The following is a 19,097-nucleotide window of genomic DNA, read 5'->3' on the forward strand; positions in this document are numbered from 1 at the left end:
GCGTCCCGCCTTGTGTCGGACTCTTCGAAACGCCCGGGCACAGAAAAAAGGCGGGACGCGTGATGTGGGTCGGAACCGCTCAGAGCCCCATCGGGACCTTGAGGCCGCGCTCGCGCGCGATGTCCTTCGCGTGGTCGTAGCCGGCGTCGACGTGACGCATCACGCCGGTGCCCGGGTCGTTGGTGAGCACGCGCTCGAGCTTCTCGGCGGCCAGCGCGGATCCGTCGGCGACGGTCACCTGACCGGCGTGGATGGAGCGGCCGATGCCGACGCCGCCGCCGTGGTGCAGCGACACCCAGCTCGCGCCCGAGGACGTGTTCAGCAGCGCGTTGAGCAGCGGCCAGTCGGCGATCGCGTCGGATCCGTCCTTCATGGCCTCGGTCTCGCGGTACGGGCTGGCGACGGAGCCGGAGTCGAGGTGGTCGCGGCCGATGACGATCGGGGCGGACAGCTCGCCCGAGGCGACCATCTCGTTGAACTTCAGGCCCGCCAGGTGCCGCTCCTTGTAACCCAGCCAGCAGATGCGCGCGGGGAGTCCTTCGAAGTGCACCTTCTCGCCGGCCTTCTCCAGCCAGCGGTGCAGGGCGGCGTCCTCCGGGAAAAGCTCGGCGATGGCGCGGTCGGTCTTGTAGATGTCCTCCGGGTCGCCCGAGAGCGCAGCCCAGCGGAACGGGCCGCGGCCCTCTTCGAACTGCGGACGGATGTACGCCGGCACGAAGCCGGGGAACTCGAATGCGCGGTCGAAGCCGCCGAGGACCGCTTCGGCACGGATCGAGTTGCCGTAGTCGAACACCGCGGCGCCCGCGTCCTGGAACGCGACCATCGCCCGGACGTGCGCGGCCATGGCCTCGCGCGAACGGCGGGTGAACTCTCGGGGTCGCGCTCGGCCTCGGCCTTCCAGTCCTCCACCGAGATGCCGATGGGCAGGTAGGCGAGCGGGTCGTGCGCGCTGGTCTGGTCGGTCACGATGTCGATCGGCACGCCGCGGCGGAACAGCTCGGGGAAGACCTCGGCGGCGTTGCCGACGATGCCGACGGAGAGCGCCTCACCGGAGTCCTTGGCGGCGACGGCGCGGGCGATGGCCTCGTCGAGGTCGGTGTAGTACACGTCCAGGTAGCCGTGGTCGACGCGGCGCGCGAGACGCGACTCGTCCACGTCCACGATCAGGCATGCGCCGTCGTTCAGCGTGACGGCGAGCGGCTGCGCGCCGCCCATGCCGCCGGCGCCGCCGGTGAGCGACAGGGTGCCCTTGAGCGACTCCTTGCCGAGCGAGCGCGCGACCGCGGCGAACGTCTCGTAGGTGCCCTGCAGGATGCCCTGGGATCCGATGTAGATCCAGGATCCGGCCGTCATCTGGCCGTACATCATCAGGCCCTCGGCCTCGAGCTTGCGGAACTCGGGCCAGGTGGCCCAGTCGCCGACCAGGTTGGAGTTGGCGATGAGCACGCGCGGCGCCCACTCGTGCGTGCGGAACACGCCGACCGGCTTGCCGGACTGCACGAGCAGGGTCTCGTCGGGCTCGAGCTCGTCGAGGGTGCGCACGATCGCGTCGTAGGCCTCCCAGTTGCGCGCCGCGCGGCCGGTGCCGCCGTAGACCACGAGGTCCTCGGGGTGCTCGGCGACCTCGGGATCGAGGTTGTTCATGAGCATGCGCTTGGCGGCCTCGGCGCCCCAGCTCTTCGCGGTGCGCTCGTTGCCGCGGGGGGCGCGGATCGAACGGGTCGGGTCCGACAGGGTCGGGCCGGCAGTGGTGGTGGTGTCAGTCATTCGCGTGCTCCTTCGCAATCGCAGCGATCTGGCCGGACTGCACGAGCGCAGTCACGGCCTCCATGTCAGGGCTGAGGAATCGGTCCGGGCCGGGGCCGCCGGCCACGGTGCGGACGAGGTCGCGGACGGCGCCGGTGGCGGGTCCGGCCTCGAGCGGCGCGCGCAGGTCGAGCGCGCGGGCGCCGGTGAGGATCTCGATCGCGAGCACGCGGCCGAGGCCGTCGATCGCGCGACGGAGCTTGCGGGCCGCGGCCCATCCCATCGAGACGTGGTCCTCCTGCATCGCGGAGGACGGGATCGAGTCGACCGAGGCCGGCACGGCGAGGCGCTTGAGCTCGGAGACGATGCCGGCGGCCGCGTACTGCGCGATCATCAGGCCGGAGTCGACGCCGACCTCGTCCGCGAGGAACGGCGGCAGGCCGTGGCTGCGCGCGGGGTCGAGCGCACGGTCGGTGCGGCGCTCGGCCACCGAGGCCACGTCGGCGACCGAGATCGCGAGGAAGTCGAGCACGGCCGCGACGGGGGCGCCGTGGAAGTTGCCGTTGGACTCGATCCGGCCGTCGCTGGTGACGACGGGGTTGTCGACGACGCTCGCGAGCTCCCGCTCGGCGATCATGGTGGCGTAGGACGCGGTGTCCCGGGCGGCACCGTGCACCTGCGGCGAGCAGCGCAGCGAGTAGGCGTCCTGTACGCGGCCGTCGTCCGGACCCTTGTGGCTGGCGACCATCGGGGAGGATCCGAGGAAGGCGCGCAGGTGCGCTGCGGAGACGGCCTGGCCGATCTGCGGGCGCAGCGCCATGAGATCGCTCGCGAAGACCGCGTCGGTGCCGAGTTGCGACTCGATCGACATCGCGGCCGAGATGTCGGCGGTGATGAAGAGGTTGTCGAGGTCGTGCAGCGCGAGCGACAGCATGCCGAGCATGCCGTCGGTGCCGTTGATGAGGGCGAGGCCCTCCTTCTCCTGCAGTTCGAGGGGCGCGATGCCGGCGGCGGCGAGCGCGTCGGCGGCCGGGACGAGATCGCCGGCGGCGTTGCGGACGTCGCCCTCGCCCATGCTGGCGAGCGCCACGTGGGCGAGCGGGGCCAGGTCGCCCGAGCAGCCCAGCGAGCCGTATTCGCGGACGATCGGGGTGATGCCGGCGTTGAGCATCGCGGCGTAGGTCTCGACGACGACGGGGCGCACGCCGGTGTGGCCGGACGCGAGCGTCTGCAGGCGCAGCAGCTGCAGGCCGCGGACCACCTCGGTCTCGACCTCGGGTCCGGTGCCGGCCGCGTGCGAGCGGATCAGGCTGAGCTGCAGCTGGCGGCGACGCTCGGGGGCGATGAAGGTCGTGGCGAGGGCGCCGAAGCCCGTCGAGACGCCGTAATGCGGCTTGGGGTCGGCGGCCATGCCTTCGATGACGCCGCGGGAGGCGGCGACGCGGTCGAGCGCACCGGCGTCGATGACGACCGGTGCGAGGTAGCGGGCAACGGAGACGACATCCTCGGGGCGCAGGGGCGCCGCACCGATGGTGACGGGGGAAGTGTGGGGCATGAGACGATTTCACACCCTCGGCCGCCGCTCGGACAGTGCCCGGGACGACGTCCTGTCTGGAATCACAGACATGTAGACGAAGGCTGCGCACCGCCCTGATGGGCCCCGGGCGACCCGGGAGGGATCGGGATCGAGCGAGCCTGGATCCTCCCGCAACTCCCGACATCCGACGCACAAGATGTGCGAAATGTCGAACAGATGATGAGATCAGTGCGGATCGCACATGGTGGGTCGCGCAACGCGTCACTAGCGTGAGCGGCACCATCCTCTTCCGCCCGAAGGAAACCACCATGGCCCGTATCGCGCCGCACGACGACTTCGCCCTCTCCCGCGTGACTCCCGAAGCGCGAAAGCCCTGGTTCGGCATCGCCGTACAGCGCTTCGGCCAGGTCTCCGCCCTGTCGCAGTTCCTCCTCGGCGCGACGCTGGGATACGGGATGACCTTCGGGGAGGCCGCGCTCGCGTTCCTGCTCGGATCCGTCATCCTCGAGGTCATCATGTGCATCGTCGGATTCATCGGGCAGCGCGAGGGCCTGAACACGGCCCTCCTCGCCCGCTGGACAGGCTTCGGCGAGATCGGCGCGGCGCTCGTGGGCCTCGCGATCGGCATCAGCCTCATCGGCTGGTTCGGCATCCAGTCCGCGATCTCCGCGCAGTCGCTCGACGCGCTCATGCCCGGCGTGCTGCCGACCTGGCTGTGGAGCCTGCTGTTCGGCCTCGCCGTCACCGCGATCGTGGCCTTCGGCTTCCTCGGCATGCAGTGGCTCGCGAACATCACCGTGCCCCTGTTCCTCGTGCTCGTGGGCTGGTCCGTGATCTCGGAGCTCAGCCGTCACGACCTCGGCACACTGCTCACGAGCCCGGCACCGGGCCCGCACATCAGCGTCTGGGCCGGCACCGGCATCGTCGCCGGCGGCCTCATCGTCGGCGCCATCATCACCGGCGACATGACGCGCTTCAACCGCTCCCGCGCCGACGTCGTCAAGCAGACCGTCGTGGGCGTCACGCTCGGCGAGTTCGTGATCGGCCTGGCCGGCGTGCTCCTCGCGCACGCCGCGAAGTCCGGCGACATCGTCGCGATCGTCACGAGCTCGGTCGGCCTGGTCGGCCTCATCATCGTCATCACCGGAACGCTCAAGATCAACGACTGGAACCTCTACTCGTCGGCCCTGGGCCTGGTGAACTTCGTCTCGACGACGTTCGGCAAGAACCTGCACCGCGTGACGACGACGATCGTCCTCGGCATCGTCGGATCCGTCCTCGCCGCCGCGGGGATCCTCGGGCAGTTCACCCAGTTCCTCATCGTGCTGAGCGTGGCGTTCCCGCCCATCGCGGGCATCATGGTCGCCGAGTACTTCATCGTCCGCCGCTGGCGCGGGGACCTCGACGCCAGCCGTGAGGAGGGCGTGCTGCCCGCCTCCGCCCCGCGCATCGTCCCCGCCACGATCGTGGTCTGGGTGGTCTCGTCGCTCGTCGGCTACTTCGTGACCTGGGGGATCCCGTCCCTCGTCAGCCTGTTCCTCTCGATGGTGCTGTACATCGTGGCGGGCAAGCTGGGCCTCGTCCGCGGGGTCGGCGCCGTCCCCACCCGTCAGGCCGATCCTGCCGAGGCCGCGGCCGCCTGATCCCCAGACTCCGTCGCGGGGTGCGGCGCCTTCCGACGCCCCGCGACGGGACCATTCGTCCCAGAACCACCGAGAAAGCGAGAACCATGCACATCGGCATCGACGTCGGCGGCACCAACACGGATGCCGTCCTCATGGACGGCGCCCGCACCCTCGCCGGGGTGAAGCACTCCACCACCCCCGACGTGACCGACGGGATCGTGCAGGCGATCGAGGATCTGCGGGCGCACCACCCGTTCGAGGGATCCGACATCGAGGCCGTCATGATCGGCACGACGCACTTCATCAACGCGCTCGTGCAGGCCAGCCGCCTCGCGCCCACCGCGGCCCTGCGGCTCGGCCTGCCCGCGACCCGCGCCCTCCCTCCGCTCGTGGACTGGCCCGGTGAACTGCTCGAGGCCGCTCAGGCGCGCAGCTATCTCGCGCACGGCGGCTACGAGTTCGACGGCCGCCCGATCTCGCCGCTCGATCCCGAGGAGCTGCGCCGGATCGCCGCGGACATGAAGGCGCACGGGATCCGCTCTGTCGCGATCTCGGCCGTGTTCAGCCCGGTCAACCACGACCTCGAGGTGCGCGCCGCGGAGATCCTCGGCGAGGTCCTCGGCGACGACGTGGCGATCTCCCTCTCGCACGAGATCGGCCGGATCGGCATCCTCGAGCGCGAGAACGCGACGATCATCAACGCCGCCCTGCGCGAGCTCGCCTCCGAGATCGTCGACGGCCTCACCGCCGCCGTCCGGGCGCACGGCATCGAGGCGCCGATCTTCCTCAGCCAGAACGACGGCACGCTCATGGACGACGAGTACGTGCGCCGCTATCCCGTCGCGACCTTCGCCTCCGGCCCGACCAACTCGATGCGCGGAGCCGCGGCCACGAGCGGCCTGCAGGACTGCGCCGTGATCGATGTGGGCGGCACCACGGCGGACATCGGCCTGCTCGTGAACGGCTTCCCCCGCGAGACCGCGAACGAGGTGAAGGTCGCCGGCATCCGCACGAACTTCCGCATGCCCGACGTGCTCTCCCTCGGCATCGGCGGCGGGAGCATCGTGGACGAGGAGACCGCCGAGGTCGGCCCCGCCTCGGTCGGCTACCGCCTCGGCACAGAAGCGCTCGTCTTCGGCGGCTCGACCCTCACCGCGACCGACATCGCGGTCGCGGCGGGGCGCGCCGAGGTCGGCGACCCCGCGAAGGTCGCGCACCTCGATCCGGAGTTCGTGGCGCGCGTGCTCGCGCGCATCGCCGAGCGGGTCGCGGAGGCCGTGGACCGGATGCGCACCTCCCCCGACCCGATCGCAGTCGTCGCGGTCGGCGGCGGATCCATCCTGCTCCCCGACGTTCTGGAGCCGTTCGGCCCCGTGCACCGCCCGGAGAACTATGCGGTCGCGAACGCGATCGGCGCGTCGATCGCCCAGGTCGGCGGCGAGATCGACAAGGTCTACGCGATCGCCGCCGGCGCGCGCGACGAGACCATCGCGGCCGTCCGCGCCGAGGCCGTCGACAAGGCGATCGCCGCCGGCGCGAAGCCGTCCACGGTCGCGATCATCGACTTCGACGAGGTCCCGATCCCGTACCTGCCCGGCAACGCCACGCGCATCCGCGCCAAGGCCGTCGGCGACCTGGACATGGGGGCCTGAGATGGGCTGGCAGATCGACACCGCGCAGATCGAGGATCTCGCCCGCGGCGCCGCCGTGTTCGGCACCGGCGGCGGCGGCGATCCCTACATCGGATCCCTCCTCGCCCGGCAGGCGCTGTCGGACGGGCCCGTCCCCGTCCTCGACCTCGCCGAAGTCCCCGACGACGCGCACGTGCTGTTCGTCGCGATGATGGGCGCACCGACCGTCATGGTGGAGAAGCTCCCGAGCCTGGACGAGGTCGTCGAGCCCGTGCGCGCCCTCGGCTCGCATCTGGGACGGCCCGTCACCCACATCGCGTGCGCCGAGGTGGGCGGCGTGAACTCGACGATCCCCGTCGCGGCCGCCGCCGCGCTCGGACTGCCGCTCGTGGACGCCGACGGCATGGGCCGCGCGTTCCCCGAACTGCAGATGGTGCTGCCCACGCTCATCGGCGTCACCGCCTCGCCCCTCGCGCTCAGCGACGAGAAGGGCAACGTCGCGGTCCTGCAGACGATCGACAACACCTGGACGGAGCGGATTGCACGCGTCGCGACCGTCGAGATGGGCTGCTCCACGATGATCGCCGGGTTCTCCATGACGGGCGCACAGGCCCGCGCGGGCCTCGTCGGCGGCTCGCTCTCGCGGTGCATCACCGTGGGGCGGGCGATCGCGGAGGCCCGTGCAGCGAAGACCGATCCGGTCGAGGCCGCGGTCCGCGAGCTCTCCGGACGCGAGCTCTTCGACGGGAAGGTGATCGACGTGCAGCGCGCCACGACGACCGGCTTCGCCCGTGGTCGCGCCCGAATCGAGGGCGAGGGCGGTGCCGCGCTCACCCTGCAGTTCCAGAACGAGCACCTCGTCGCCGAGGCCGACGGGCGGATCCTCGCCACCACGCCCGACCTCATCATGGTCGTCGAGGGCGAGTCCGGGGAGCCGATCACGACAGAGGCCCTCCGCTACGGCCAGCGCGTGCGCGTGCTCGCGGCCCCGGCCGACGAGCGCTGGCACTCCGCCGAGGCGCTCGCGATGGTCGGTCCCGACTACTTCGGCTACGACATGCCGGCCCATCGCTACGACGGCACGGTCTCGACCGGAGAACCCCTCGTGACGGCGGGCGCGGCATGAGCTGGCAGCTCACGGCCGCTGATCTCCCCGACCTCGCCCGCGGCGCCACACTGCTCGGCACGGGCGGCGGCGGCGATCCCTACATCGGCAGCAAGCTCGTCGAACGGGTGCTCGGCGACGGGGCGATCACGATCCTGGATCCGGAGGAGCTTCCCGACGATCTCTTCGTGATCCCGACCGCGCAGATGGGCGCGCCGACCGTGATGGTCGAGAAGATCCCGGCGGGCACCGAGCCCACGCTGGCGCTCAGGGCGCTCGAGGCGCACCTGGGGCGCACGGCCGACGCCACCATGCCGATCGAGTGCGGCGGGATCAACTCGATGATCCCGCTCGTCGTCGCCGCGGAGACCGGGCTTCCGGTGGTCGACGCGGACGGCATGGGTCGCGCCTTCCCCGAGCTGTCCATGGAGACGTTCGCCGTGTACGGCGTGCACGGCTCGCCCCTCGCCCTCGCCGGCGAGCGCGGGGAGACCGTCATCATCGACACCGGCGACGACGACCGCCAGATGGAGTGGCTCGCCCGCGCGATCACCATCCGCCTCGGCGGCGTCGGGCACATCGCGGAGTATGCGATGTCCGGCGCGGACGTGCGCCGGACCGCCGTTCCGCGCACGATCTCGATGGCGCTCGCCCTCGGCCGCGCGATCCGCGAGGCCCGCGCAGAGCACCGCTCCCCCTTCGAGGCGATCGCCGACACGCTCTCCCGCACCCTCTACGCCCACGTACGCGAGCTCGCCGTGGGCAAGGTCGTCGACGTCGAGCGCCGCACCACCGAGGGATTCGCGAAGGGACGCGCCGTGATCGCGCCGCTCCAGGGCGACGGCTCTTTCGAGATCCTGTTCCAGAACGAGAACCTCATCGCCCGGCACGACGGCGAGGTCGTCGCCATCGTGCCGGATCTCATCTGCGTCGTGGATCACGAGACCGCCGAGCCCATCACGACCGAGGGGCTGCGCTACGGCCAGCGCGTGCGCGTTCTCGGCATCTCGACGCCGGACATGATGCGCACCGAGGGCGCCCTCGCGGCCTTCGGCCCCTCCGCCTTCGGTCTCGCCGAGCCGTTCCGCCCGGTCGAGCGGCTGGGCGTCTGAGCCTGATCCAGGAGCCGAACCCGAACCGGCCCCTGGATCCGATCCGGATCCGATGCGAGGCCTCTAGTCTGGGACGATGGCGTGGCGACTACGAGCCGGGGACGTGACCGCGCTCGCGCTGGGCTGCGCGCTGCTCGGCTCGGGCGGCGGCGGCACGACCACCATGCTCGAACTCATGCTCGCGGGTGACGATTCCGGCCCGCATCCGCTCGTCGACGTGGAGGAGCTGGATCCCGCCACTCCCTGCTTCGGCGCCGCGTTCGTCGGCTCCACGATCCTGCTCGGCGAACGCATGCCGGGACTCGCACCGTTCGGACGCCTGGTGGCCGCGGCGGAACGCTGGCTCGGCACGCGGATCCCCGCCGTCTGCTCGATCGAGGGCGGCGGCATGAACAGCCTCGTTCCGTTCATGTTCTCCGGCGAGCGCACGATCGTGGACGCCGACTGCACGGGCCGCGCCGTGCCGGAGCTCGACCAGATGTCGCTCTTCGTCGACCGGGTGCCGGGGCTCGTGTTCACGTGCGAGAGCGGTGCCGGCGGCGTCGCCCTCGTGGAGACGGACCGCGCCGTGGACGCGGAGCGCATCATCCGCTCGGCGATCATCCAGGCGGGAGGGAGCGGTGCGGCCGTGCTCGCGGGCTTCACGGTCGGCGATCTCCGTGAGCACGCCATGCCAGGACACCAGCGGCGCGCGCTCGCCCTGGGGCGCGCCTTCCTCGCGGCCCGGTTCTCGCCGACGGCCGAGCTCGCCGCGGGGCTCGGGGCGCGCCTGCTGACCGAGGGACGGATCGACCGGATCTCCTCGCACCACGCCGACCCCCACGTGCAGTCCGTCGAGATCGCCGGCCCCGGTGGGGCGATCGACCGTGTGGTGACCCGATCGGAGGCCCTCGCCGTGCTCAGCGACGGCGCGCTGCTCGCCTCCGCACCGGCGATCATCGTCATGCTCGACGCCGCGTCGCGCGAGATCCTCCAGGTCACCGATCTCGTTCCGGGACGGCGCGTCGTCGTCCTCTCGCTGCCCGCGCCGGACTGGTGGCTGGAGCGCCCCGAGCGCCTGCGCCGTGTGCTGCCGTCGACCTACGGTCTCGCCGAGCTGGACGCCGCATGACCGCCCGGCTTTCCCTCGCGGGCCTCCGGGCGCACCCCGAGAACGGGGGCCTGCGCCGGATCGCCGGCCCGGAGGACGCCGCGTGGGACGCGGTCGCCGTGGAGTCGGCGGAGGCGGACCTGCCGACGCTGCCCGACGGCGGCCTCGCCGCACTGCCTGACGGCGCCCTCGCGGTGCTGCTCGACGCCGCGCCCGAGACGCCCTGGCAACAGGACGCGATGCTGCGCCGGATCCGCGAGCGCGGCTTCCGCGGCGTCGCGCTGCCGGGCGCCGCCGGGTTCGACCCCGGCGCGCAGCGGCTCGCGGAGCGGCTGGGGATCTGCCTGCTCGACGTGGAGCGACCCATCGTGCTCGCCCAGGCGTGCTGGATGCTCGTGCAGGCGCAGGACGCGCTCACGCTCTCGCACGTGCGCAAGGTCGCGCGCTCCTTCGAGTATCCGGCCCGGGATCTGTCGGATCTGCTGCGCCAGATCTCCGCCACGCTCGGCCATCCGCTCGCCCTCGTGGACGGCACCGACGTGCTGCATTCCTCGGGCGGCGAACTCGATCCCGCCCTGCACGCCGCGATCGACTTTCGCCCCTGGATCGACATCGCCCGTGCGGGGAACCGCACCGCGGCCTCCGTCCGCGTGGACAGCCCGAGTCGGCCGGGCCTGCGCCTGGTCGTCTTCGGCGAGGGGCTGAGCGAGAGCCAGCTCGCCGCGCTCTCCGTCGCGGCCGAGGTCGCGATGCCGGCCGTCGCGGCGCGGATCCTCATCGACGAGGTCGCGGAGGTGAACGACGTCTCGGCCTCCTCCGCCCTGCTCCGCGACTTCGTCGACGCACGGGGCCTCGCCGATGACGACATCGAGCGCCGCATGGGCGAGCGCGGCTGGCGCACGACAGGACATCATCTCGGCTTCCGGATGGTCGGGCGCGGTCGGCTGGATCCGCTGCCGCTGCTCCGCGCCGTGCGCGCGGCGCTCGGCAGGATCCCCGCGGAGGCGCACGTCACCACCGCCGGGCGCGGGCTGAGCGGCTGGCTGGCGTTCTCCGAGGCACCGGATCCCGCGACCGTCGAACAGCTGGCGCGCGGGCTGCGCACTCTGCACCGCGAAGTGGGACGAGCCTTCGCGATCGCGACGGGCGTCGGTTCACTGCAGCGCGGCGCCGCAGGGCTCGCCGCGACCCTGGACGAGGCCGCGGATGCGGCCCGGATCGCGGGGTCGCGCTCGGCGACGGGCTGGTTCGTCCGTGTCGACAGCCTCGGGCTCGAGCAGTTGCTGCTGGCCTGGACCGGCAATGACACCTTCGTGCCCGCGGCGGAATCGCTCCTCGCGCCGCTGCAGGGCGCGACAGGGGACCTGCTGCGCACGCTCTCCGCCTACCTCGACCAGGAGTCGAGCCTGGTCGCGACCGCCGAGGCGCTGAACCTGCACCGCAACACGGTCGCGGTGCGGATCCGGCGGGTGCAGGAGCTCCTCGGCGTCGACCTGATGGATCCCGAGACCCGCCTCGCGATGCACCTCGCCTGTCGCGCCGTACTCGCGCCCGCGGCGGGCGACGGCGTCACGGCACGACGCGAGCATGGGATCCTGGGAGCGTGAACGCCGATCGCACGGACCACGGCGCCGGGACGGACTCGCCGACGAACGCCCGCGACGACAGGCCCCAGGTCCCCGCCGCCGACCACACGCTGCGGATCCTGCGTTTCCTGGCCCGCCGCGCCGGTCCGGTCGCCGCGTCCGCGCTGGCGCGCGAGCTCGACATCCCGCGCTCCACGGTCTACCACCTGCTCACCACGCTCGAGGCGCACGGGTTCGTCGTGCATCTGCCGCAGGAGCGCCGCTGGGGACTCGGCACCAGCGCCTTCGAGCTCGCCGGCGGCTACGCCCGGCAGGAGCCCCTTGCCCGGCTCGGGCGCCCGCTGCTGGCGGGTCTCGCCGACCGCCTCGGCGAGAGCGCGCACCTCGCCGTGATGACCGGCCGCGACGTGCTGTACATCGTCGAGGAGCGTGCTCTGCGCCGCCCCGCCCTCATCACCGACGTGGGAGTGCGCCTGCCCGCGCACCTCACCGCGACCGGCCGGGCGATGCTCGCCGCGCTGCCCCGCGAGCAGGTGCGCGCGCTGTATCCGGATGCGGCGGCGTTCGCGCAGCGCTCCGGCGGTGGCCCGTCTCGCCCCCGCGAGCTGAACGAGCTGCTGCGCGAGGTGCGTCGCGACGGCGTCGCCCGCGAGGACGGTGAGGTGACCCCGGGGTTCCGGTCGGTCGGCATCGCCGTGCGCGACCACGTCGACTGGCCGGTGGCGGCCGTCGCCGTCACCTGGTCGGAGGAGGGCTCCGTCGACGAGACGGCGATCGTCGATGCCGTGACCGAGACCGCCCGGCAGCTGCAGCGCCGGCTGGGCTACGGAGCGCGCGCCGGCTCCTGACGGACCGTCCGTTCGGCGGGCGCACAGCCCGGGCCGGGAGGATCGGCGAGTGCGGAGGATGACGGATCCAGCCCAGATTCGACGCGTCGCCGTGATCGCAGGCGTCGTCGGCCTGCTCGCGGGCGTGTGCGGATCCTGGATGCCCTCCTTCTGGGGCGACGAGGCCGCGAGCGTCATGTCGGCCTCGCGCACCTGGCCGGAGCTGGCGCGCATGCTGCAGACCGTCGACGGCGTGCACGGCGCCTACTACGCGTTCCTGCACGTATGGATCGATCTGTTCGGTGCGAGCGAGTTCTCGGTGCGCCTGCCGAGCGCGATCGCGGCAGGGTTCCTGGCCGCGGGCACGGCCGTGCTCGCCGGACGCCTATGCGGTCCGCGACTCGCCCTGGCCGCCGGCCTCATCGCGGCCCTGCTGCCCCGCACCGCGGTGATGGCGGCGGAGGCGCGATCGTACGCGATCGGATCCGCGATCGCGGCGTGGCTGACGGTGCTGCTGCTCGCTCTGCTGGCGCGACGGCATGCCTGGTGGGGCTGGGCGGCTTATGCCGTCGGCGCCGCAACCGCGATCTACGTCTTCCTCTACCTGGCCCTGCTGCTCGTGGTGCACGGCGTGTTCGTGTTGATCTTCCACCGCCGCTCGCTCGCGCGCTGGTCGGGCTGGGGTGCGCTCGCGACCCTGCTGGCGGTGCCGATTGTTCGGCTCGCCGCCGCAGAGCGGAACCAGATCGGCTTCCTCGCGCACCGCGACTACATCACGCCGCTGAACGTGCTGGCGCTGCAGTGGTTCGACCCGGTGACCGCCTGGCCGTGCGCAGCGCTGATCGCGATCGGCGTGGTGGCGGCGTTCCGTGACCGCCGACACGACGTCGAGCACGCCCGCCTCGCGCTGCTGGCGCTGATCTGGCTGGCGCTGCCGACCGCGGCGATCTTGCTCGCGAGTGTCACGATCGCCCCGATGTACACCGTGCGGTATCTGTCCTTCTGTGCCCCGGCCGCAGCGGTGCTCGTCGCGCTCGGTGCGCGCGCCGTCGCCCGGTGGTCAGCACGGGGAGCAGCGGCGCGCGCACCGCTGATCGCAGGGCTGGTGCTCGCCGCGCTGCTCGTGGCGTTCGTGCCGAATCTCGTGGTGCAACGCGGGCCCTACGCGAAGGACGGCAGCGACTGGCGCGAGGCGGCGGCGTATCTGCACGACCACGCCCGGCAGGGCGACGCCGTGGTCTACGACGACCGCCCCAAGGACTCCGAGGCTCCCCGGCTCATCGCCGCCGTCTATCCCTCGGACGTCGCCGCGCTGCGGGACCCCGCGCTGATCGCCCCCTTCCGCACGCAACCGGGCCTGTGGGACCGCACTCGCCCCAACGACGTGCTCACGGCCGCCGACCTCACACCCGACGTCTGGGCCGTCGAGCGCGGTCCCGATCCCGAGCGCTCCCCGGACGTGCGGCACCTGGAATCGCTCGGCTATCGGATCTCCTCCGTCCACCGGATCAACGTCACGACCGTACTGCTCCTGCGGCGCTGAACCGCCCGGGCGGTGGACCCGTCGGCCGCGCACCCGTCGCACCCCCCGCTCCCGTCGCAAAGGTTGCCGCTCTGATCCCGTCATAGCGGCAACTTTTGCGACGGGAGCAAGAACCGGACGGGGCCGCGTCAGACCGGAACATACATCACCACGGTCAGCCCCGGTGCGTCCGCCGGTACGAGGCTGTGGTGCTCGAAGACCAGCCGCCCGTCGGAGCGATGCTGGAACACGCGCTGGCGGGAGGCGAAGCGCTCGACCGCATGCTCGGCCCATTGGATCCGGAAGTCGGCGCTCGCCTCGATCAGCCGCTCGATGAGCGCGCGGTGCCGATCCGAGCTCAGCCTCACACCCGACTCCGCACGGAACTCGGCGAGGAAGCGGCGGCTCTCCTGATCCCAGTCCGGGAGCATGCGGCGCAGCCGCGGATCCGTGTAGATCAGCCAGAGCAGATTGCGATCCTCGGGGTCGACCGTGGCGATCCGATCGTAGAGCCGGGCGTACGGCGCGTTCCAGCCGACGATCGCCCAGTCGCTCGCGACCACGAAGGCCGGGAAGGCGAGCGCGTCGACGAGCCGCTGCAGATGGTCCGGGATGCGCTCGGGCTCCTCGGCGGCGCCATCCTCGTCGGGGCCCGCGAGCCGCACCACGTAGTCGATCTCGGCCGGGCTCAGCTGCAGCACACGCGCGACGGCGCCGAGCACCTGGCGGGAGACGCCGATGTCGCGGCCCTGCTCGAGCCAGGTGAACCAGCTCGCGCTCACCCCGGCGAGGGCCGCCACCTCCTCCCGGCTGAGACCGATGTCACCGCGTCGAGCGGCCTGCGGCAGGCCCAGCGCGGAGCGGCTCGCGGCACGGCGGCGGGAAGCGAGGAACTCCCCCAGCTGCTCGCGGCGGGGCGTGCGCGGGCGGATCATGTGCGCCGCCCTGTCCGACCCGTGCCGTCCTGCGCAGAAGATGCGTTTCCGCCGTGATCGCAACCCATATCGAAACAGTACTCGGAGTACTAGTACAAACCCTCCTCGCTCACGGACTCGGCAGATGCTCGCGGCAGGTCCACAATGGGTCCCATGGTCGCTTATCGCTCTCGCACGGTCACCCACGGACGCAACATGGCCGGCGCCCGCGCCCTCTTCCGCGCCGCCGGCGTCGACGGCAAGGATCTCGGCCGCAAGCCCATCATCGCCGTCGCGAACTCCTTCACCGAGTTCGTCCCCGGCCACACGCACCTCGCCCCGGTCGGGCGCATCGTGTCTGAGGCGATCAGCGAGGCGGGCGGCATCCCCCGCGAATTCAACACGATCGCCGTCGATGACGGCATCGCGATGGGTCACGGCGGCATGCTCTACTCGCTGCCCTCGCGCGACCTCATCGCCGACTCGGTCGAGTACATGGTCAACGCGCACTGCGCAGACGCTCTGGTCTGCATCTCGAACTGCGACAAGATCACCCCGGGCATGCTGCTCGCAGCGCTCCGCCTGAACATCCCCACGGTTTTCGTCTCGGGCGGCCCGATGGAGGCCGGTCGCGCCACGCTCGTGGACGGCACCGTGCGCTCGCTCGACCTCGTCGACGCGATCAGCGACGCGGTGAACGAGAAGATCTCCGACGCCGACATCCTGCGCATCGAGGAGTCGGCCTGCCCGACCTGCGGATCATGCTCGGGCATGTTCACGGCGAACTCGATGAACTGCCTCACCGAGGCGATCGGCCTCTCCCTGCCCGGCAACGGCTCGGTGCTCGCGACGCACACCGCCCGCCGCGCACTGTACGAGAAGGCTGGATCCCTGGTCGTCGACATCGCCCAGCGCTACTACGAGGGCGACGACGAGAGCGTGCTGCCCAAGAGCATCGCGACCGAGGCCGCGTTCGGCAACGCGATGGCGCTCGACATCGCGATGGGCGGATCCACGAACACGATCCTGCACCTGCTCGCCGCCGCGCATGAGGCCGGGGTGGACTTCGGCCTCGCCGAGATCGACGCGATCTCACGCCGGGTGCCGTGTCTCGCGAAGGTCGCCCCGAACTCCGCCGGTGGCAAGACTTACTACATGGAGGACGTGCACCGCGCCGGCGGCATCCCCGCCCTGCTCGGAGAGCTGCGTCGCGGCGGCCTCCTCGACGACCAGGTGCACACGGTGCACGCGGCGACGCTGGGCGAGTGGCTGGACGAGTGGGACATCCGCGGCGGATCGGCCTCAGAGGTGTCGCAGGACCTGTGGCACGCGGCACCCGGCGGTCGCCGTTCGTCCACCGCGTTCTCGCAGTCGGAGCGCTGGGCCTCGCTCGACACCGACGCCGAGGGCGGCTGCATCCGCGACGTCGCGCACGCCTACTCGAAGGACGGCGGCCTCGGCGTGCTGCACGGCAACATCGCCGAGAACGGCGCCGTGGTGAAGACGGCGGGCGTGGACGAGTCGATCTGGACGTTCTCCGGCCCCGCCGTGGTCTGCGAGTCGCAGGACGAGGCGGTCGAGAAGATCCTGAACAAGCAGGTGAAGGAGGGCGACGTCGTCGTCATCCGCTACGAGGGCCCGAAGGGCGGCCCCGGTATGCAGGAGATGCTCTACCCGACCTCGTTCCTGAAGGGCCGCGGGCTCGGCAAGGCCTGCGCACTGATCACCGACGGGCGCTTCTCGGGCGGCACCTCGGGCCTGTCCATCGGGCACGTCTCCCCCGAGGCGGCCGCGGGCGGCATGATCGCGCTCGTCGAGGACGGCGACATCATCTCGATCGACATCCCGACCCGCAAGCTCGAGCTCGACGTGCCCTGGGAGGTGCTGGAGCGTCGCCGCGAGCACCTCGAGGCCAATGGCGGTTACCGCCCCAAGAACCGCGTCCGCGAGGTCAGCCCCGCGCTGCGCGCCTACGCGCACTTCGCCCAGTCCGCTGACAAGGGCGCGATTCGCATCGTCCCGGAGCTCTGAGCCGGGCGGGGCCGCGACGCACGTCACGATTCCACAGGTCCTCTGCGACTCTGCAGGACGGATCCGCCCGGATCCTCCTGTGGAGTCGCAGGCCTCCTGGATTCCTGACGCCCATTCGCGGTGCTCACCTCGGCGCGCGAGCAAGCCCCTCCCGAAGCGCCGCGAACGCGCGCTCGCGCACCGCCACGCGCCCTGCACGGATCGACGCCGTCGATGCGCCTCGGGCGACCTGGTCGTAGGGCCACCAGTCGACGAGATGCACCGCCTCAGCCAGCATCCATGCGGTGACCGCGACATCGGCCGGCGCGAGCGACGACGGCAGCGCCGCAGCGATCGCGTCGCGGATGTCGAGGTAGTGGGCGTGGAACCGCAGCGACAGTGCACGGCTGCCCAGCACCAGTCCGGCGAATCCCTGCCAGGCGCCGGGCGTCCTGGCCGCCAGCGCCCGGGCCGTGCCTCCCGAGCGCTCGCGCTCCGCGCAGTAGCGCTCGACCGCGTCCACCGCCTGATCGAGCGAGCCGACCGATGCCATCTCGGTGCCGACGCGCCGCACGTCGTCGGCGAACTCGTCGAAGACCAGGTCCTCCTTGAGCGCGAAGTGATTCGTCACGGTCATCTTGGACACCTCGGCGGCCTCTGCGATCTCGGCGATGGAGACGGCATCGAAGCCTCGCTCGGCGAACAGCATCATGGCGGTGTCCGAGATGCGCGCCCGACGCCGCTCCTTGGCCGTGAGCGTCTCCCGGATCGGCGCGTTCCGCGGATCCATCGAATCGGTGGTTGACGTCATGCGATCACTCTAGCAATATTAGGTCAGACCTAAGTTAGGTCAGACCTAATTCATCGGCCGCTCACATCGGCCTGATCAGTGACGGGACGAAGCATGAACGAAGTGATCATCGTCGGCGGTGGACCGGTGGGCCTCATGCTCGCCCTCGAGCTCTCGCTGGCCGGCACGGATCCGGTGGTGCTGGAGCGCTGCGACACCATCGACCCCACGATCAAGGCCGGATCCCTCAACGCGCGTGCGGCGGATGCGCTGCGCCGTCGAGGCCTCGCCTTCGGCGGCGACGAGCCCCTGCTGCCGGCCGGCTCGATCGGCGCCCGCACCCCGCGGATCCCGGGCGCCGCACGTCCCGAGCCGGCGCCGTTCACTCCACCGCGCTTCGCCGGTCACGTAGCCGGCATGACACTGCGGCCCGACCTGGTGCGGTGGGACGAGCTCGGTCGCACCGCGGAGTCCGCGCTCGTGGCGCAGCAGCAGGTGCAGGCGGTGCTCCGCGAGCGACTCGCGCTGCGCGGCGTCGAGGTGCGACACGCAGTGACCGTGTCCGGGGTGACACCGCACGACGATCACGTCGTCGTGCACGCCGGCACCGGAGATCTCGAGGCACGGTGGGTGATCGGTGCGGACGGCGGCCGCAGCACGGTCCGCAAGAGCGCCGGGTTCGGCTTCGACGGGCTGGACGGCGTGATGACGGGCTACCAGGCGCTGGTGGGCGGCGATGGTCTCGACGTGATCCCGCTGGGCTGGCACGTCACCCCCACCGGCGTATTCCGGCGCATGCCGAACAACCTCATCCTCACCGCGGAGTTCGACGGCGCCCCGGCCGCACGGGGCACCGCGATCACCGCCGACGAGCTGACCGGAGCGATCCGCCGCGTCACGGGCGCTGACGCCACCGTCACCGACGTGCTCAGCGCGACACGGTTCACCGACAACACCCGCGCGGCCGACCACTACCGTCGGGGCCGGGTGCTCCTCGCCGGCGACGCCGCGCACGTGCACCCGCCCTTCGGCGGGCAGGGACTCTCGCTCGGCATGCTCGACGCCACCGCGCTGGGCTGGAGGCTGGGCGGCGTGATCACCGGGCGCCTGCCCGAAAGCGTGCTCGACGACTACGAGGCCGAGCGCCGTCCGGAGGCCGAGCGGATCCTGGACTGGAGCCGCGCGCAGGTCGCCGTGATGCGCACGGATGAGCGTTCCCGTGCCGCGGGCCGGCTGCTGCGCCGCCTCCTCGACACCTCCGACGGCGCGACGGAGATGGTGCGCGTGCTCTCGGGCGACGTGGTCGGATACGGTGCTCCTGGCGAACTCGCCGGCTCCTTCGCAGCCGACTGGGCAGGCGGCCCGGGCGAGGCGGGGTCGTACTTCGACGTCGCGTCCGACGGGGCCTTCGTACTGGCGTACGGCGCCGGCTCCGACATGCCCGAGGCAGCGCTGGGCGGCGACGTGCGTCCGTTCGCAGGGTGCGACCTGCCCGCGCCGCTCGTGCTGGTGCGACCGGACGGGGTGATCGCCTGGGCGGGCGACGACTCCGATGGGCTCCTCGATGCACTCCGCACAACGGGCGGTCGTACAACGTGACGG

Annotated in this window: 13 protein-coding genes and 1 pseudogene; 10 read left to right on the top strand and 4 right to left on the bottom strand. The window is 71.8% G+C overall.

Annotated elements, in window-relative coordinates; translation table 11 throughout:
* Positions 1 to 79: 79 nt before the first annotated feature.
* Positions 80 to 1,767 (bottom strand): annotated as a pseudogene (gene hutU / locus ACTJI8_RS12025) (urocanate hydratase).
* Positions 1,760 to 3,301, bottom strand: coding sequence for a histidine ammonia-lyase (hutH, locus tag ACTJI8_RS12030; RefSeq protein ID WP_440733678.1), 1,542 nt, complete (start codon positions 3,299 to 3,301; stop codon positions 1,760 to 1,762). Before hutH ends, hutU begins: the two are co-directional and overlap by 8 nt.
* A gap of 290 nt (positions 3,302 to 3,591) precedes the next feature.
* Here hutH and ACTJI8_RS12035 point away from each other — a divergent pair, with 290 nt between their 5' ends.
* The 8 genes from ACTJI8_RS12035 to ACTJI8_RS12070 all read left to right on the top strand — a co-directional run bounded on the left by ACTJI8_RS12035 (position 3,592) and on the right by ACTJI8_RS12070 (position 13,802).
* Positions 3,592 to 4,926, top strand: coding sequence for a purine-cytosine permease family protein (locus ACTJI8_RS12035; RefSeq protein ID WP_440733679.1), 1,335 nt, complete (start codon positions 3,592 to 3,594; stop codon positions 4,924 to 4,926).
* 86 nt (positions 4,927 to 5,012) lie between these two features.
* The gene (locus tag ACTJI8_RS12040; RefSeq protein WP_440733680.1) at positions 5,013 to 6,560 is read left to right on the top strand and encodes a hydantoinase/oxoprolinase N-terminal domain-containing protein; all 1,548 of its coding nucleotides are present in this window, start codon (positions 5,013 to 5,015) and stop codon (positions 6,558 to 6,560) included.
* 1 nt (position 6,561) lies between these two features.
* A complete protein-coding gene (locus tag ACTJI8_RS12045; RefSeq protein WP_440733681.1) occupies positions 6,562 to 7,665 on the top strand; it encodes a DUF917 domain-containing protein in 1,104 nt (367 codons plus the stop codon).
* On the top strand, positions 7,662 to 8,756 hold the full coding sequence (locus ACTJI8_RS12050; protein WP_440733682.1) for a DUF917 domain-containing protein: 1,095 nt from the start codon (positions 7,662 to 7,664) through the stop codon (positions 8,754 to 8,756). Before ACTJI8_RS12045 ends, ACTJI8_RS12050 begins: the two co-directional genes overlap by 4 nt.
* 103 nt (positions 8,757 to 8,859) lie before the next feature.
* Positions 8,860 to 9,867 carry a DUF917 domain-containing protein gene (locus ACTJI8_RS12055; RefSeq protein ID WP_440733683.1) on the top strand — a complete coding sequence of 336 codons (1,008 nt, stop codon included), beginning with the start codon at positions 8,860 to 8,862 and terminating at the stop codon, positions 9,865 to 9,867.
* Positions 9,864 to 11,453 (top strand): PucR family transcriptional regulator, encoded by a 1,590-nt coding sequence (locus tag ACTJI8_RS12060; RefSeq protein WP_440733684.1) that lies wholly within the window; start codon positions 9,864 to 9,866, stop codon positions 11,451 to 11,453. Before ACTJI8_RS12055 ends, ACTJI8_RS12060 begins: the two co-directional genes overlap by 4 nt.
* 89 nt (positions 11,454 to 11,542) lie before the next feature.
* Entirely contained in the window at positions 11,543 to 12,280 is a 738-nt protein-coding gene (locus tag ACTJI8_RS12065) for an IclR family transcriptional regulator (RefSeq protein WP_440734088.1), read from the top strand.
* 58 nt (positions 12,281 to 12,338) lie between these two features.
* Positions 12,339 to 13,802, top strand: coding sequence for a glycosyltransferase family 39 protein (locus ACTJI8_RS12070; RefSeq protein WP_440733685.1), 1,464 nt, complete (start codon positions 12,339 to 12,341; stop codon positions 13,800 to 13,802).
* Positions 13,803 to 13,930: 128 nt separating this feature from the next.
* Here ACTJI8_RS12070 and ACTJI8_RS12075 read toward each other — a convergent pair whose 3' ends face one another.
* Positions 13,931 to 14,716 carry a helix-turn-helix transcriptional regulator gene (locus ACTJI8_RS12075; protein WP_440733686.1) on the bottom strand — a complete coding sequence of 262 codons (786 nt, stop codon included), beginning with the start codon at positions 14,714 to 14,716 and terminating at the stop codon, positions 13,931 to 13,933.
* 153 nt (positions 14,717 to 14,869) lie between these two features.
* On the opposite strand from ACTJI8_RS12075, the gene ilvD reads away from it, so the two are divergent.
* Positions 14,870 to 16,726, top strand: coding sequence for a dihydroxy-acid dehydratase (ilvD, locus tag ACTJI8_RS12080; protein ID WP_440733687.1), 1,857 nt, complete (start codon positions 14,870 to 14,872; stop codon positions 16,724 to 16,726).
* A 124-nt stretch (positions 16,727 to 16,850) separates the two neighbouring features.
* Here the strand turns inward: ilvD and ACTJI8_RS12085 are convergent, their stop codons facing one another.
* The gene (locus tag ACTJI8_RS12085) at positions 16,851 to 17,516 is read right to left on the bottom strand and encodes a TetR/AcrR family transcriptional regulator (protein WP_440733688.1); all 666 of its coding nucleotides are present in this window, start codon (positions 17,514 to 17,516) and stop codon (positions 16,851 to 16,853) included.
* A 93-nt stretch (positions 17,517 to 17,609) separates the two neighbouring features.
* Between ACTJI8_RS12085 and ACTJI8_RS12090 the strand changes: the two genes are divergently transcribed.
* Positions 17,610 to 19,094: an FAD-dependent monooxygenase gene (locus ACTJI8_RS12090; protein WP_440733689.1), complete on the top strand. Its 1,485-nt coding sequence runs from the start codon at positions 17,610 to 17,612 to the stop codon at positions 19,092 to 19,094.
* The last annotated feature ends 3 nt before the right edge of the window (positions 19,095 to 19,097 follow it).

This window comes from Microbacterium sp. 22303 (assembly GCF_052045265.1).
In the GTDB taxonomy this organism is placed as follows: domain Bacteria; phylum Actinomycetota; class Actinomycetes; order Actinomycetales; family Microbacteriaceae; genus Microbacterium.